The organism is Sorangium sp. So ce834, from assembly GCF_051521425.1.
In the GTDB taxonomy this organism is placed as follows: Bacteria; Myxococcota_A; Polyangia; order Polyangiales; family Polyangiaceae; genus Sorangium; species Sorangium cellulosum_D.
Window position 1 is genome coordinate 13,237,433 of the sequence record NZ_CP150351.1, and the last position, 15,588, is coordinate 13,253,020.

Consider the following 15,588-nt stretch of genomic DNA (forward strand, 5'->3'; position numbering starts at 1 on the left):
TATTCAAGCAACTCTCGTGCCGAATCGTCGTATTCCGGGAAGTGAGCACGTCCGGGGCGCCAGATGTGATCTGGAGATGTGGAATTTCGCCTCTCGCCGTCGACTCGGACGGACTCGGCAGATCGAGCCAGATCGAGGTGCTCAGGCCAACACTGGCCCACGATGGCTGCCGCAGGGATCGAGAGAAACGAAGAGCGTATCGCGCTCTCTCGACCCTGGGACGGAGACGCATCGCAACAAACCGCGAATTCCTTGCTCTCCTCGAACGCTGGTTGTGGGATCGCTCGACTGCGGTCCTTCGCGGCAGGCCGCGCCGGTCGTGCCGCTCGCCATGCCCGGCCGCTCGCCAGCGCGCCGCGCTCGAGCCCGCCGTCCGCGCGCCTCGACCTCGCGTGGACCGTCGAGGCCTGCGCTGCATCCACGCGGTACCAGACGCTTTTCTCGTGGCCGCGGCCGCCTCGCGGCGGCCTCCCTCGCCGCGCCGCCTCCCGCCGCGCAGGCGCGAGGCGCGCGCCATGCATTACCCGGATGACGTGCTGCCGATCTGTGGAAATCCAGGGAGCTGGTAACGCCATCCGGCGATGGCGTCCGAGAGCGCGGCCACATCCCGGGGGGCGCCTCGGCCGAGGAGGGGCGCGCCGGCGCCGCGCCTTGGGCCGCTGACGGCATGGTTGAGGCAGGAAAGCCCACCTGTGGCGAAACGTCACGTTGAAGAATGTCGGGGATGAGCGAGCTGGGCTTGATGGCGCGGTGTCTCCGTGGCACGTTCCCTGCAAGTGCAGGCAGCGGTCGACCTAGTGAGCTGCCGGGGAAGGACACGCGATGAGCGGCAGGATACTCGTCGTCGATGACGACGAAGCGACGTGCGATCTGGTCGAAGCCCTCCTTAAGAGGCAGGAGTTCTCCGTGGCGGCGCGCACCTCCGCGAAGAGCGCGCTGGAGCTCGTGAGCGAGGACGACTTCGACGTCGTGTTGACCGACGTCGGCATGAGCGAGATGAGCGGGCTCGAGCTGTGCGAGCGCATCCTCGGCGCCCGGCCCGACATGCTCGTCATCGTCATGACGGCGCTCGGGAGCATGGAGACGGCGATCTCCGCGATGCGCGCCGGTGCGTTCGACTTCGTCACGAAGCCGCTCGACTCGAACCTCCTCGGCCTTACGGTCTCGCGCGCCGTCCAGCACCGGCGCCTCCGGTCCGAGGTGAAGCGCCTGCGTGAGGCGGCTCACGACGTCCAGCAGACGAAGGGCCTCGTCGGGCGCAGCCCCGCGATGAAGCGCGTCTACGACCTCATCGGGCGCGTCGCGCGCAGCGACGCCTCGGTGCTCGTGCACGGCGAGACCGGCACTGGCAAGGAGCTCATCGCGCGGGCGATCCACGAGGCCAGCGGCCGCCCCGGCCCCTTCGTCGCCGTCAACTGCGCCGCGGTGCCCCAGGCGCTCCTCGAGAGCGAGCTCTTCGGCCACGCGCGCGGCGCCTTCACCGACGCGAAGACCCAGCGCACCGGCCTGTTCCTGGAGGCGAGCGGCGGCACCATCTTCCTCGACGAGATCGGCGAGATGCCGCTCGAGGTCCAGCCGAAGCTGCTCCGCGCGCTCCAGGAGCGGAAGGTGCGGCCGGTGGGCTCGAACGCCGAGATCCCCTTCGACGCGCGCATCGTGACCGCGACGAACCGCGACCTCGAGACCGAGGTGTACGAGAAGCGGTTCCGCGAGGACCTCTACTACCGCGTCAACGTCGTGAAGATCGACCTGCCGCCCCTGCGCGAGCGCGGGACCGACGTGCTCCACCTCGCGATGCACTTCCTCGAGAAGTTCTCGTCCAGGAGCGGCAAGGGCGTGCTCTCGCTCTCGACGGCGGCCGCGGAGAAGCTCACCGCCTACAACTGGCCGGGCAACGTGCGCGAGCTCGAGAACAGCATCGAGCGCGCCGTGGCCCTCGCGCGGTTCGAGCAGATCACGGTCGAGGATCTGCCCGAGAAGGTCCAGGCCTACCGGCCCGACCGCTTCGTCGTCGCCGTCGACGAGCCGGCCGAGATCATGACGATGGACGAGCTCGAGAAGCGGTACATCAAGCGCGTGCTCGCGCTCGTCGGCGGCAACAAGTCGCGCGCCGCCCAGATGCTCGGGTTCGACCGGCGCACGCTGTACCGCAAGCTGGAGCGCTACGGGGAGCAGGATGGCTCGGGCGGGGACGAAGGCCCAGACAAGGACAAGGCGGCCTCTTCGCCGGGGTCGGCGAGCTCTGCGCTCAGCTGAGCTGAGATGAGGCGCGAGGTAAGGCGGAAGGAATGACGGAAAAGGCGCTCCCCGAGTCGGTCTACAAGCTGTTCGCGCGCACGGGGCACGACGTCCGAGGGCCGGCGGGCGTCGTGGCCGGCGCCCTCGACGAGCTCGAGCGCGCCCTCGGCGGCGAGACGACCGCTCGGAACGCGGCGTTCTTCACGATGGCGCGCCGGGGCGTGCGCCGCCTCCTGCGCCTCGCCGACCGCTACACCGCCGCCTCGGAGCTGTCGCGGCAGGTGGACGCCCCGGTGCAGTCGCTCGACCTCGAGCCGCTCGTGCGCCAGGCCGTCTCGGAGGCGTCGTTCGTCTACGGCAGGCGCCAGGTCACGGTGGCGCTCGACCTCGCGCCGCTGCGCGGCTTCGCGCACCCGTCGTCGATGACCGCGGCGCTCGCGGACGCGCTCATGCTCGCCCTGCGCGCCGCCCGCGCGCGGGTCGCCGTCGAGCTCGCCGCCCACGGCGACAAGGCGCGGGTGGTGCTCACGAGCGACGCGGACACGCCCTCGGTGGAGGAGCTCTTCGAGACCGCGCTCTCCCCCGAAGCGGACCCGCTCGACGAGGGCGCGCTGCCCGTCCGCGTCATCGACGGCGTGCTCCGGGCGCACGGCGGCACGGCGCGGGTCGAGCGCGTGGGCGCGGAGACGCGCATCACCTTGGAGTGGCCGCTGAACGAGGCGGATCGTAAGGTGGACGCGCGATGAGCGAGGAGCTGCCGCAGGTCCTGGTCCTGGACGACGATGACGACACCGCGTCGCTGCTCGGCATGGCGCTCCGCCGCCGCGGCTTCCGCGTGGCCGTGGCGCGATCGTGCGAGGAGGGGCGCGCGGCGCTCGCCGAGCGCGCGGTGGACGCCCTGGTGACCGACGTGTCGCTCCCGGACGGCAGCGGCCTGGAGCTCGTGGCGTCGCTCGAGAACAAGCCGCGCGCGCTCGTCGTGGTGAGCGGCTTCGGCGGCGACGACGACCGCGAGAAGAGCCGGGCGGCCGGGGCGCACGTGCACCTCGTCAAGCCGGTCGACGTGGCCCGGCTCGTGTCGACGCTCAACGAGCTGCTCGGGCGCCCGGGCTGAGCGCCCGGCTCACTTGTCGACGGACGCGTAGAACGAGACGCCCCGCCGGTTCTCGTCGAGGCGCAGCGGGTGCTGCAGCGCCGGCAGCGCCCGCTGGGCGCAGTCGAGGCGCTCGCAGGTCCGGCACGTGACGCCGACCGGGACGGCCGCGCCGATGTTGTCGAGGTCGATCCCGTCGGCGTAGACGAGCTCGCGGGCGTAGCGGACGTCGCAGCCCATGCCGATCGACTGCACCGTGTGAGGGACGTGGTAGCCGCCGCGGTCGCTGCGCACGGTGCGCGCGATGCAGAAGTAGACCGCGCCGTCGGGCATCTGTGAGAGCTGGATCCGGATCATGCCGGGCGTCATCAGGGCGGCGTGCACGTTCCAGCGAGGGCAGGCGCCGCTGAACCGCGCGAAGCGGATGCCTGAGCCGCTGAAGCGCTTCGAGATGTTGCCCGCGATGTCGATGCGGACCATGTGCATCGGCACGCCCTCGGCGCCGGGGCGGCGCAGCGTCGTCAGCCGGTGGCACACCTGCTCGAAGCTCGTGCCGAAGCGGTGCGCGAGGAGCTCGATGTCGTAGCGCTCGGCGCGCGCCGCCTCCAAGAACGGCTGGTACGGCATGAGGATCGCGGCGGCGAAGTAGTTGGCCAGCGCGACGCGCGCGAGCGCGCGGGACTCGGGGGTGGTGAGGTTCTCGTCGCGCAGGATGCGGTCGATGGCGGCCGACTGCGTGAGGAGCCCGAGCTGGTGCGCGAGCTGGAACCGGCGGCTCCGGGGCGGCAGCACCTCGGAGATGCTGAGCACGCGCCTCTCGGGATCGTAGCGCCGCATCGCCTGGCGCTCGTCCGCGACGCGCACGATGCGCACCTCGATGCCGCGCGTCGCGTGGAGGTACCGGACGAGGCCGCGGTAGACGTCGTCCGCGTCGAGCTCCGCGTCGCGCCAGAGCGCCTCGGCGCCCTCCTCGAGCTCCGGGAAGTGGTTCATTCGGCGCTGGATCAGGTCGCTCACCTCCTCGGACGGCAGGCGAGAGTTGTCGACCGCGACGAACCCGTCCCCCGCCAGCCGCTCTCCCAGCGTGTCCAGCGATTCGCGGGTCGTCGCGTACGTGCGGTAAAGCGTGAGCACCGCGCGCGCCACGTTCGGGGATGTCGCGGCGAGCTCGCGCAGATCCGCGTTCGTGAGCCCGTGGCTCTCGAAGATGGGATCGCCGAACACCTCGTGGAGGTCGGCTGTAAGCCGGACATCCTCTTCCGACGCGAAATTCTGGAGATCTAGCTGGAATATCTGGGCAATCCGGATGAGCAGCGGCGCGGTCAACGGACGCCGGTTGTTCTCTATCAAGTTCAAATAACTCGCTGAGACACCGAGGCGCTCCGCCAGATCGACCTGCGTCATGTGCTCGCGACGCCGGAGCGCACGGACCTTGGCTCCGAGTAGAGGTGCATCGGCCATGGGGACCCTCCCGAACGTAGCTGAACTCACTGAACTGACGTGCAGGCGAAGCGCGCCGCCGTAGAAATTTACAATAGTTTACACGTTGACTGCCTGTAAAGGCCTTTTGTCGACATCGTTATCCGCCTGCATTTCAAAGCGAAGTTGACGTGGAAACCTCGTCGACAAACATAGGTTGCTTGTAACGACGCGCAGCGTTGCAGGAGATGTGGATGAGCCAGAATCATGCGACCTCGAACCTGAGCCTGCTCGCTCCTCGCGTTGCGGGCGACCAGTCTGTCCTCACGCCAGAGGCCCTTCGCTTCCTCGCGAATCTTGGACGTAAGTTCGCTGACCGGGTTCCGGCCCTGCTCGAGCGGCGGCGCGGGGTGCAGGCGCGGCTCGACGCGGGCGAGCGGTTCGATTTCCTCCGGGAGACGCGCGATGTGCGCGAGGGGGACTGGACCGTGGCCCCGCTGCCCGAGGACCTGCTCGACCGGCGCGTGGAGATCACCGGGCCCGTCGATCCCAAGATGATCATCAATGCCTTGAACTCCGGCGCGAGCGTGTTCATGGCGGACTTCGAGGACGCCACCTCGCCGACGTGGAAGAACCTCATCGAGGGGCAGGCGGCGCTGCGGCTCGCGGCGCGGCGCGACCTCCGTTACGAGGACCCGGCCACGGGCAAGCGCTACGCCCTCGGCGACCGGCTCGCGACGCTGTTCGTGCGCCCGCGCGGCTGGCACCTCTGGGAGAAGCACGTCGAGCTCGACGGAAGACCGCTGCCGGGCGGGCTCTTCGATTTCGGGCTGTTCTTCTTCCACAACGCGCGTGAGCTCGTCCGCCGCGGCACCGGGCCGTACTTCTACCTGCCGAAGATGGAGAGTCACCTGGAGGCGCGCCTCTGGAACGACGTGTTCGTCTTCGCGCAGGAGGCGCTCGGCCTGCCCGTGGGCACGATCAAGGCCACCGTCCTCATCGAGACGCTGCCCGCGGCGTTCGAGATGGACGAGATCCTCTACGAGCTCCGCCAGCACTCGGCCGGGCTCAACTGCGGCCGTTGGGACTACATCTTCAGCTTCATCAAGAAGCTCCGGAACGACCCGGCCTGCGTGATGCCCGACCGCTCGCAGGTGACGATGGAGCAGCACTTCCTGCGCTCGTACACCCAGCTGCTCGTGAAGACGTGCCACCGCCGCGGCGTGCACGCGATGGGCGGCATGGCGGCGCAGATCCCGATCAAGAGCGACCCCGAGGCGAACCGCGCGGCGCTCGAGAAGGTGCGCGCCGACAAGCTGCGCGAGGTCAAGGACGGACACGACGGCACCTGGGTCGCCCACCCGGGGCTCGTGCCGCTCGCCCGCGAGGTGTTCGACGCGCACATGCCCGCGGCGAACCAGATCGAGCGGAAGCGCGAGGACGTCCGCGTGACGGCGGCCGACCTCCTGCGCGTGCCGCCGGGCCCGCGCACCGAGGCCGGCCTGCGCCACAACATCCGCGTCGGCATCCAATACCTCGAGGCGTGGATCAGCGGCCTCGGCTGCGTCCCGCTCTACAACCTGATGGAGGACGCGGCCACCGCGGAGATCTCGCGCACCCAGGTCTGGCAGTGGATCCGCCACAAGGCGACGCTCGACGACGGCCAGCCGCTCACCGAGGCCCGCTTCCGCGCGGCGGTCGACAGCGAGATGGCCGCGCTGCGCGGCGCGCTCGGCGAGGCGCGCTTCGACGGCGGCCGCTTCGCCGACGCGCGAGAGCTCTTCGAGCGGCTCTCCGTCGGGGAGACCTTCGAGGAGTTCCTCACGCTGCCCGCTTACGAGCTCTTGATCTCGCGCGCCGGAGGTCAGGGCGCGTGACCCTCGGCCACCTTGTTTCGACGTCGACACAGCGGCAGCTGCCGCCTGCAACCCCAACGCATTAGGAGCCCAGTCATGTCCGCTGCTTTCCCGCTCAATACGCCGATCTCCGCCGATTCCCTGCACGCGACGCCGAGCGACGTCGCCCCCGGCCGATGGAGCGGCATCGTGCGCCCGTACTCCGAGGCCGACGTCGCGCGCCTCCGCGGCACCGTCCGTATCGACTACACCCTCGCCACCCTCGGGGCCAAGCGGCTCTGGAACCTGATGCACAGCGAGCCCTATGTGGCGGCGCTCGGCGCGCTCACCGGCAACCAGGCGATGCAGCAGGTCCGGGCCGGGCTCAAGGCGATCTACCTGAGCGGCTGGCAGGTGGCGGCGGACAACAACGAGGCCGGGACGATGTACCCCGACCAGAGCCTGTATCCGGCCAACAGCGTCCCGACGCTCGTGCGGCGCATCAACCAGGCGCTCCTCCGCGCCGACCAGATCGAGACCGCCGAGGGCAAATCGGGGCGCTATTGGCTCGCCCCCATCATGGCCGACGCCGAGGCCGGCTTCGGAGGGCCGCTGAACGCCTTCGAGCTCATGAAGGGCATGATCGAGGCCGGCGCCGCGGGCGTGCACTTCGAGGACCAGCTGGCGTCCGAGAAGAAGTGCGGGCACATGGGCGGCAAGGTCCTCGTCCCGAGCAGCCAGTTCATCCGCACCCTCGTCGCCGCCCGCCTCGCCAGCGACGTCATGGGCGTGCCGACCGTCCTCGTCGCGCGCACCGACGCCGACAGCGCCAAGCTCATCACCTCGGACATCGACCCGCGCGACAAGCCGTTCATCACCGGCGAGCGCACGCCCGAGGGCTTCTACGTGCTGAAGGGCGGCCTCGAGGCGGCCATCGCGCGCGGGCTCGCCTACGCGCCCTACGCCGACCTCGTCTGGTGCGAGACCTCGACGCCGGACCTCGACCAGGCGCGCCGCTTCGCGGAGGGGATCCACAAGCAGTTCCCGGGCAAGCTGCTCGCCTACAACTGCTCTCCCTCGTTCAACTGGAAGAAGCACCTCGACGACGCGACCATCGCGCGGTTCCAGCGCGAGCTCGGCGCCATGGGGTACAAGTTCCAGTTCGTCACCCTCGCCGGGTTCCACGCGCTGAACCACAGCATGTTCGAGCTCGCCAGGCAGTACCAGCGCCGCGGCATGTCCGCGTACTCCGAGCTCCAGCAGGCCGAGTTCGCCGGCGAGCAGTTCGGCTACAGCGCCACGCGCCACCAGCGCGAGGTCGGGACGGGCTACTTCGACGAGGTCGCCCAGGTGATCTCGGGCGGCGCGGCGTCCACGCTGGCCCTGCACGAGTCCACCGAGGCCGCCCAGTTCTGAGCGCCCGCGCGGGCGGCCGCGCGCCGCTCCGCCGCGCACGTCCGCGCGTCGTCCACGCTGCCGAAGGGCCGCCCGCCGCGTCGCGCCCGCCCCGAGAAGCGGGCGCCCGCGGCGGGAGCGGCCGCGCGGCGCCCTCTTCCGCGGTGGTCCAGGGGGGGCCGTTCGAGTAGGCTCCGCTCGGGCGGCGGCGCCCGGCTGCGCCCGGCCGCGTCGCCCGAGCCGAGGTGAAAGACAGCTGTGACAACGCAGAGCCCCCGACCGAGCGACGCTGACAGCGGCGGCGCCGCGTCCAATTTCATCCGCAACATCATCGCCGAAGACCTCGCCGCAGGCAGGCACACGCGGGTCGTGACCCGGTTCCCGCCCGAGCCGAACGGATATCTGCACATCGGACATGCGAAGTCGATCCTGCTCAATTTCGGGCTGGCGGCCGACTTCGGCGGCGCGTGCCACATGCGGTTCGACGACACGAACCCGGCGGCCGAGGACCTGGAGTACGTCGAGTCCATCCAGCGGGACGTCCGCTGGCTCGGCGGCGACTGGGGCGACAAGCTCTTCTTCGCGTCGGACTACTTCGAGCGGCTGTACGCGTTCGCGGTGGAGCTCATCCAGAAGGGCAAGGCGTACGTGTGCAGCCTGAGCGAGGCGGAGACCCGCGAGATGCGCGGCACCGTCACCGAGCCCGGGCGCGAGAGCCCCTACAGGAACAGGTCCGTCCAGGAGAACCTCGATCTGTTCGCGCGCATGCGAGCAGGGGAGTTCCCGGAGGGCGCGCACGTGCTCCGGGCCAAGATCGACATGGCCGCTCCCAACATGAAGATGCGCGACCCGCCGATCTACCGCATCAAGCGCGCGCGCCATTACCGGACGGGCGACGCCTGGTGCATCTACCCGCTGTACGATTTCGCGCACAGCCTCTCCGACGCGATCGAGGGGATCACCCACTCGATCTGCACGCTGGAGTTCGAGAACAACCGGGAGCTCTATGACTGGATCATCGAGAGCCTGGACGTCCCGTCCCGCCCCCGGCAGTACGAGTTCGCGCGGCTCAACCTGAACTACACGGTGATGAGCAAGCGCAAGCTGCTCGGGCTCGTGAAGGGCGGCCACGTGAAGGGCTGGGACGACCCGCGCATGCCCACCATCGCCGGCCTCCGGCGCCGCGGCGTGACGCCCGAGGCTATCCGCGCCTTCTGCGAGGAGATCGGCGTCGCCAAGACGAACAGCATGGTGGACATCGCGAAGTTCGAGTCGTGCGTTCGCGACGACCTGAACCTCCGCGCCCCGCGGGTGATGGCCGTGCTGCGCCCGCTCCGCGTCGTCCTCGAGAACTACCCCGAGGGGCAGGTGGAGCAGATCGACGCGCCCTACTGGCCCGAGGACGTGCCGAAGCAGGGCTCCCGCAAGGTCCCCCTCTCGCGGGTGCTCTACATCGAGCGCGACGACTTCCTCGAGGACCCGCCCAAGAAGTGGTTCCGGCTCGCGCCCGGGCAGCAGGTGCGGCTCCGCTACGCCGGGTTCATCACCTGTCGAGAGGTGGTGAAAGATCCGACCACAGGAGAGGTGGTGGAGCTCCGGTGCACCTACGATCACCCCACGAGCAGCGGTGAGGCGCCCCACGGCCGCAAGCCGAAGGGGACGCTGCACTGGGTCTCGGCCGCCCACGCGATCTCCGCGGAGGTCCGGCTCTACGACCGGCTCTTCGCGGCCGAGCGGCCCGACGCGGTCGAGGAGGGGCGAGATTTTCTGGAGAACTTGAATCCTGGTTCGCTGGTCACCCTGACCGGATGCCGGGTGGAACCGAGCCTGTCCACCGTGGAGCGGGGCAGCCATGTCCAGTTCGAGCGCCAGGGGTTCTTCTTCGTGGATCCGGTCGACTCCGCGCCCGGCGCGCCGGTCTTCAACCGCACGGTGGCGCTCAAGGACTCGTGGGCGAAGCTGGCCGGCGAGAAGCCCGCTCCGGCCGCGGCGCCCGAGAGCGCGGCCGCGAAGGCGCCGCCGCCCCGGCCGAAGAGCGAGCGCAGGGCCGTGGAGGAGCGGCTCGCGCGGCTCGATCCGGCCCGCGCCGACAAGGCCAGAAACCTCATCGAAACGCGCGGGATTCCCGGCGACGACGCCGTCGTCCTGGCCGAGGACGACGGCCTCCTGCGGCTGTTCGAGGAGGCGGTGGCGGTCCACGACAACCCGAGGAGCGCGGCCAACTGGGTCATCCACTCCATCTCGCGCGAGCTCAGGGACAGGAAGACAGGCGACCTGCCCTTCTCAGGTGCGCAGCTCGGCGAGCTCCTCGCGCTGATCGATGATGGGACGATTTCGACGAAGATAGCGAAAGATGTCCTGGCTGAGATAATGCAGCGGGGCGGTAGCCCGAGGGCGATCGTCGAGCAGAGAGGGCTCCGGCAGGTGGCCGACGAGGGCGCGCTGGAGCGCATCGTCGACCAGATCATCGCCGGGCATCCCGGCGAGGTTTCCCGCTTCCGCGCGGGCAATACGAAGCTGATCGGGTTCTTCGTCGGTCAGGTCATGAAGGCCTCCGGCGGCAAAGCGAACCCCGACCTGGTCAATGCGCTGCTGACCAGGAAACTGGCGTAACTCTCCCACCCACGCGCTGTTTTGCTTCCCCCCTGCTCAGGGTGCGCGGGAGTGCTGCGCTCTGCGTTGTCCCCCGCCCGGCACCTGACTACGTGATGCGTGTCATGGCAGTGTGGAGAAACATGTCCCGCAAAATGTCTATAAAAAAATTGAATTTATGAGCTGGAGTGGTGTAGATGAAATAGGACTATGGAATCTGCACGCCAATTCGCTCTCATCGTCTGCGTGGCGGTGTCGACCTCGCAGGCCGCTTGTATCGCGTCTACCGAGCTCGATGGTCTCGAGGGTGAGGATGAGCTGGTGGAGGAGGTGCAGCAGGAGGTCGTGGCCTACAACGCGCTGACCTACAACGCGCTGACCTACAACGCGCTGACCTACAACGCGCTGACCTACAACGCGCTGACCTACAACGCGCTGACCTACAACGGTCTGATGGGCAATCCGTTCACCAGGGAGGCGCTCCGTGACCCCGAGTCGCGGGAGCTCCTCAGCTTCATCGTGAGCTGCGCTCTGCCCGAGGACGAGAAGATCACGGTCGAGGTCGACCGCCGCTCCTACACCTTCGTCGGGGAGCTCGGGCTCGCGCCCGAGTGGGGCCGGAGGAGCGGCTCCTGTGGTGAAAAGTGCCAGGAGTGGGTGTCGGCCTGCCTCCTCTCCCGCGTGAACTACCGGGGCGAGCACGTGCCGATCTCGCTCCGCGGCAAGAACGACGCGCTCTCGTCCACGAGGAGCGAGCGCGACAAGTACGAGGAGCCGGAGGCGACCTACTACGGCAACGTCTTCCTGAAGAACCAGCGCCGCTTCGCCTGCCTTGCGCCAGGGCAGAGGTCGATCCCCCGCGTCTGCGGCCCCTCGATCGACGACTGCGTGGTCGACGTCGTGGGCAAGTGTGAGGACGTGTGCGACGGTCCGCGGCACGACGGCAGCTACACGGACTGCCGCGACCGGAAGCCCCTCCTCAAGCTCCCGTGCGGGACCCGCATCTTTCCGCTCGGCACCCACAGCTACAAGGCCTCGGTGAGCGTCTTCCTCGAGTAGCATCGAGCAGCGTGGAGTCCGGGGCCGTCCTCGCGAGCCGATTCGTCGTCGAGCAGCAGGTTGCGGCCGGGGGGATGGGGACGGTCTACCGCGCCCACGATCGCCTCGACGCGCGCCTGGTCGCCCTCAAGCTCCTGCACAGCCGCGAGGCCTTCGACGTCGAGCGCTTCGAGCGCGAGTCGCAGATCCTCGCCGAGCTGAGCCACCCCGGGATCGTGCGGTACGTCGCCCACGGCCGGACGGGCGCCGGGGACCACTACCTCGCCATGGAGTGGCTGGAGGGCGAGGACCTGGCGGCGTGCCTCGCGCGCCGGCAGCTCTCGCTCGCCGAGAGCCTCGGGGTGCTGCGCAGGACGGCGGACGCGCTCGCCTTCGCGCACTCGCGCGGGATCATCCACCGCGACGTCAAGCCGAGCAACATCTTCCTCGTCGCCGGCGACGTCGCTCAGCTCAAGCTCGTCGACTTCGGGATCGCGCGGCCCGACGGAGAGTCGCGGCGGCTCACCTACACCGGCGGGATCCTCGGGACGCCCGGGTACATCGCGCCCGAGCAGATCGAGAGCGGGAGCTCCCTCGACGCGCGCGCGGACGTGTTCTCGCTGGCGTGCGTGTTCTACGAGTGCATCGCGGGCCGCCCGGCCTTCGAGGGGGCGCACGTCATGGCCGCGCTCGCCAAGCTCCTGTTCCAGCAGACGCCCCGGCTGCGCGACGTCCGCGCGGACGTGCCGGAGCCGCTGGAGCAGCTCATCGACCGGATGATGGCGAAGAGCCCCGAGGAGCGGCCGCGCGACTGCGGCGAGGTCGGGGCGCAGCTCGCGCAGCTGGCGGAGGCGCTCGACGCCTGGGCGACGCCGCGGCCCGCCACGCTGGCGTCGCCGCGCGACGCGACCATGCGCTCGGCGCGGCCCCCGGGCTTCCTCACGCGCAGCGAGCAGCGGCTCGTGTCGCTCGTGCTCGCCGGCGAGCCGGACGACGTCGAGATGAGCGTGGCGGCGGCCGGCGGCGTCCCGAGCGCCTCGGACGTCTCGAGCGTGCTGCAGGAGATCTCGAGCGAGGGCCCCGGCTCCGCGGTGCCTCGCTCGGAGGTGCGCGCCGCGGTGGAGCCGTACGGCGCGCACATCACCGAGATCTCGCGCGGGTCGCTCATCGCGATCCTCGCCGGCGCCGGGAGCGCCGTGGACCGGGCGGAGCGGGCGGCGCGGTGCGCGCTCGCCCTGCGCGCGCGGTTCCCGGGCATCCCGCTCGCCGTCGCGACGGGGCGCGGGGTGTCGTCGGCGACGCTCATCGAGGGCGACGTGATCGATCGGGGGGTGCGCGCCCTGCGGGCGGCGCAGGGCGGCGTCGTCCGGCTCGACGACGTGACCGCCAGCGTCGTCGGTGGCCGGCTCAAGATCGACACGGACGAGAAGGGGCCGTTCCTCGCGAGCGAGACGGCGGCCGACGAGAGCACCCCCGTCCTGCTCGGCAAGCCGAGCGTCTGGGTCGGCCGCAGCCGCGAGCTGTCCATGCTGGAGGGCGTGTTCTCCGGCTGCGTGAGCGAGTCGCTGGCGAGCGCGGTCCTGGTGATCGGCCCGGCCGGCGCCGGCAAGTCGCGGCTCCGCCTGGAGTTCCTCACCCGGGTGCGGCGCCAGTTCGGGACGGTGGAGATCCTCGCCGGCCGGGCCGAGTCGGTGGCCGCGGGGTCGCCGTTCGGCCTCATCGCCGACGCGATCCGCAAGTCGGCGGGGATGCGCGAGGGCGAGCCGGTGGAGGCCCGGCGGCGCAAGCTGAAGCGGCGGCTCGGGCGCCACCTGAGCGGCGACGCGCTGAACCGGATCGCGGCGTTCCTGGGCGAGCTCACGCGGACGCCGTTCCCCGACGGCGAGACGAGCGGGCTGCGCGCGGCGCGCGAGAACGCGATGCTGATGGCCGACGCGACGCGCGCGGCCTGGGAGGACTGGCTCGCCGCCGAGTGCGCGGCGCAGCCGGTGCTGCTCGTGCTCGAGGACCTGCAGTGGGGCGACCCGGCGACCGTGCGCCTCATCGACCAGACGCTGCGGAACCTCCGGGATCTGCCGCTCACGCTGCTCGCGCTGGCCCGACCCGAGGTCAGCAAGCAGTTCCCCGGCCTGTGGACCGATCGCGAGGTGCAGACGATCAAGCTCGGGCCGCTGCCCGCCAAGGCGAGCGAGCGGATGGTGCGCAGCGCGCTCGGCGAGGACACGCCCGCCGAGATCGTGGCCCGGGTCGTGGAGCGGGCCGACGGCAACCCGTTCTACCTGGAGGAGCTCATCCGCGCGGTCGCGGACGGCAAGGGGGACGTGCTGCCCGACTCGGTGCTGGGCACGGTCGAGGCGCGGCTCGACGCCGAGGGGCACGAGGCGAAGCGGGTGCTGCGGGCGGCGAGCATCTTCGGCGATCGGTTCTCGAAGCTCGCGGTGGCGGCGCTGCTCGGCGGCGCCTCGCGCGTGAAGGAGACCGAGACGTGGCTCGACGCGCTGGCGGCGCGCGAGCTCATCGCGCCGGCCCAGACGCCGGGGTGGCTCATCCCGACCGACTACGTCTTCCGCCACGCGATCGTGCGCGAGGCCGCGTACGCGATGCTGACCGAGTCGGACCGCGCCCTCGGCCACAAGCTGGCCGGCGAGTGGCTCGAGCGGAGCGGGCACACCGACGCGATGGCGATGGCGGAGCACTTCCGGCTCGGCGGCGAGCCGGCGCGCGCGGTGAAGTGGTACCGGCGGGCCGCGGAGCAGGCGCTGGAGGCGAACGATCTCGCGAACGCGCTCGCGCGCGCCGAGATGGGCGTGCGGTGCGGGGCGGCCGACGAGGAGCTCGGGCGGCTGCGGCTCGTGGAGGCCGAGATCAGCCTGTGGCAGCAGGAGACGGCGCTCGCCGTGCAGCGCGGCACCGAGGCGGCGAGCCTCGTCCGGGTCGGCAGCTCGGCGTGGTTCCGCGCCATCGGGCAGGTGATCGTCGCGGAGGGGAAGCTCGGCCACTTCGATCGGGTCGAGGCCTGGACGACGCGGGTGGCCGAGGCGGCGGGCGCGACGAGCGCCCGGATCATGTGCCTGTGCGAGGGCGCGACGTACCTGGTCTTCGGCGGCCGTTACGCGGCGGCCGATCGGCTGATCCAGATGCTCGACGCGGTCGCGAGCGAGCCCGCCGGGCTCGAGCCGCAGGCGGCGGGGCTCTACCAGCAGGCGCGCGCGTTCCGGGCGCAGACGAAGGGCGACATCGGGGCGGCGCTGAGCGGGCTCACGGCGGCGCTCGCGGCGTTCGAGCAGGCCGGCGATCGCCGGAACGCCTGCACGGTGCGCGAGAACCTGGGCTTTTTGTACGGCGAGCTCGGCGACTTCGAGGTGGCCGAGTCGGCGCTCCGCACGGCGCTCGCGGCGGCGCAGCGCATGGGCCTCGACGACCTGGAGACGGCGGCGCTCCAGAACCTCGGCTACGTCATCGCCCACCTCGGGCAGCTGGAGGAGGCGAAGCTCCTCGAGCAGCGCGCGGCCGCGGCGTTCCAGCAGCAGGGCGACCGGCGGATGGAGGGCGTGACGCTGACGTACCTCGCGAAGATCCTGCTGCTCTCGGGCGACCCGGCGGGCGCCGAGCGCGAGGCGCGCGCCGCGGTCGAGGCGCTGACGGTGGTGCCGCCGCTGCGCGCCGCCGCGGTCGCGGTGCTCTCGCGCGCGCTGCTCGCGCAGGGCCGGGAGGACGAGGCGCTGCCGGCCGCGCGCGAGGCGTTCGCGCAGCTCGAGGAGGTGGGCTCGCTGGAGGAGGGCGAGTCGCTGGTGCGGCTCGCCTACGCCGAGGCGCTGGCCGCCGCCGGGGCCGAGCGGGAGGCGGCGGCGGCGCTCGCCGCCGCGCGCGAGCACCTGCTCAGCCGCGCGGAGAAGATCAGCGATCCGAGCTTCCGCGAGCGCTTCTTGACGTGCGTGCCCGACAACGCGAGGACGCTGGCGCTCGCCGTGTGACGGG

General features: G+C 70.8%; 8 protein-coding genes and 1 pseudogene. 8 read left to right on the forward strand and 1 reads right to left on the reverse strand.

What is annotated here, in order from left to right:
• Nucleotides 1-822 precede the first annotated feature (822 nt).
• The 3 genes from WMF20_RS48430 to WMF20_RS48440 are packed head-to-tail and all read left to right on the forward strand — an operon-like array spanning nucleotide 823 to nucleotide 3,352.
• Nucleotides 823-2,256: a sigma-54-dependent transcriptional regulator gene (locus tag WMF20_RS48430; RefSeq protein WP_020741839.1), complete on the forward strand. Its 1,434-nt coding sequence runs from the start codon at nucleotides 823-825 to the stop codon at nucleotides 2,254-2,256.
• 32 nt (nucleotides 2,257-2,288) lie between these two features.
• Nucleotides 2,289-2,984, forward strand: coding sequence for a histidine kinase (locus WMF20_RS48435; RefSeq protein ID WP_129580604.1), 696 nt, complete (start codon nucleotides 2,289-2,291; stop codon nucleotides 2,982-2,984).
• On the forward strand, nucleotides 2,981-3,352 hold the full coding sequence (locus tag WMF20_RS48440) for a response regulator (RefSeq protein ID WP_129580605.1): 372 nt from the start codon (nucleotides 2,981-2,983) through the stop codon (nucleotides 3,350-3,352). Before WMF20_RS48435 ends, WMF20_RS48440 begins: the two co-directional genes overlap by 4 nt.
• Before the next feature lie 9 nt (nucleotides 3,353-3,361).
• Here the strand turns inward: WMF20_RS48440 and WMF20_RS48445 are convergent, their stop codons facing one another.
• On the reverse strand, nucleotides 3,362-4,792 hold the full coding sequence (locus tag WMF20_RS48445) for a helix-turn-helix domain-containing protein (protein WP_437608703.1): 1,431 nt from the start codon (nucleotides 4,790-4,792) through the stop codon (nucleotides 3,362-3,364).
• Between the two features lie 212 nt (nucleotides 4,793-5,004).
• Here WMF20_RS48445 and aceB point away from each other — a divergent pair, with 212 nt between their 5' ends.
• The 5 genes and pseudogenes from aceB (at nucleotide 5,005) to WMF20_RS48470 (ending at nucleotide 15,584) form a co-directional block, all read left to right on the forward strand.
• Nucleotides 5,005-6,627, forward strand: coding sequence for a malate synthase A (gene aceB, locus WMF20_RS48450; protein ID WP_437608705.1), 1,623 nt, complete (start codon nucleotides 5,005-5,007; stop codon nucleotides 6,625-6,627).
• A gap of 75 nt (nucleotides 6,628-6,702) precedes the next feature.
• On the forward strand, nucleotides 6,703-8,001 hold the full coding sequence (aceA, locus tag WMF20_RS48455; RefSeq protein ID WP_437608707.1) for an isocitrate lyase: 1,299 nt from the start codon (nucleotides 6,703-6,705) through the stop codon (nucleotides 7,999-8,001).
• Between the two features lie 237 nt (nucleotides 8,002-8,238).
• On the forward strand, nucleotides 8,239-10,593 hold the full coding sequence (locus WMF20_RS48460; protein ID WP_437608709.1) for a glutamine--tRNA ligase/YqeY domain fusion protein: 2,355 nt from the start codon (nucleotides 8,239-8,241) through the stop codon (nucleotides 10,591-10,593).
• Nucleotides 10,594-10,970: 377 nt separating this feature from the next.
• Nucleotides 10,971-11,060, forward strand: a pseudogene (locus tag WMF20_RS48465) (pentapeptide repeat-containing protein); the annotation flags it as partial.
• A gap of 582 nt (nucleotides 11,061-11,642) precedes the next feature.
• The gene (locus WMF20_RS48470) at nucleotides 11,643-15,584 is read left to right on the forward strand and encodes a protein kinase domain-containing protein (protein ID WP_437608711.1); all 3,942 of its coding nucleotides are present in this window, start codon (nucleotides 11,643-11,645) and stop codon (nucleotides 15,582-15,584) included.
• The last annotated feature ends 4 nt before the right edge of the window (nucleotides 15,585-15,588 follow it).

Excerpts from the sequence above, each read along its gene's own strand:
- WMF20_RS48430 (WP_020741839.1), top strand. The coding sequence starts at position 823 with ATGAGCGGCAGGATACTCGTCGTCGATGACGACGAAGCGACGTGCGAT.
- WMF20_RS48435 (WP_129580604.1), top strand. The coding sequence starts at position 2,289 with ATGACGGAAAAGGCGCTCCCCGAGTCGGTCTACAAGCTGTTCGCGCGC.
- WMF20_RS48440 (WP_129580605.1), top strand. The coding sequence starts at position 2,981 with ATGAGCGAGGAGCTGCCGCAGGTCCTGGTCCTGGACGACGATGACGAC.
- WMF20_RS48445 (WP_437608703.1), bottom strand. The coding sequence starts at position 4,792 with ATGGCCGATGCACCTCTACTCGGAGCCAAGGTCCGTGCGCTCCGGCGT.
- aceB (WP_437608705.1), top strand. The coding sequence starts at position 5,005 with ATGAGCCAGAATCATGCGACCTCGAACCTGAGCCTGCTCGCTCCTCGC.
- aceA (WP_437608707.1), top strand. The coding sequence starts at position 6,703 with ATGTCCGCTGCTTTCCCGCTCAATACGCCGATCTCCGCCGATTCCCTG.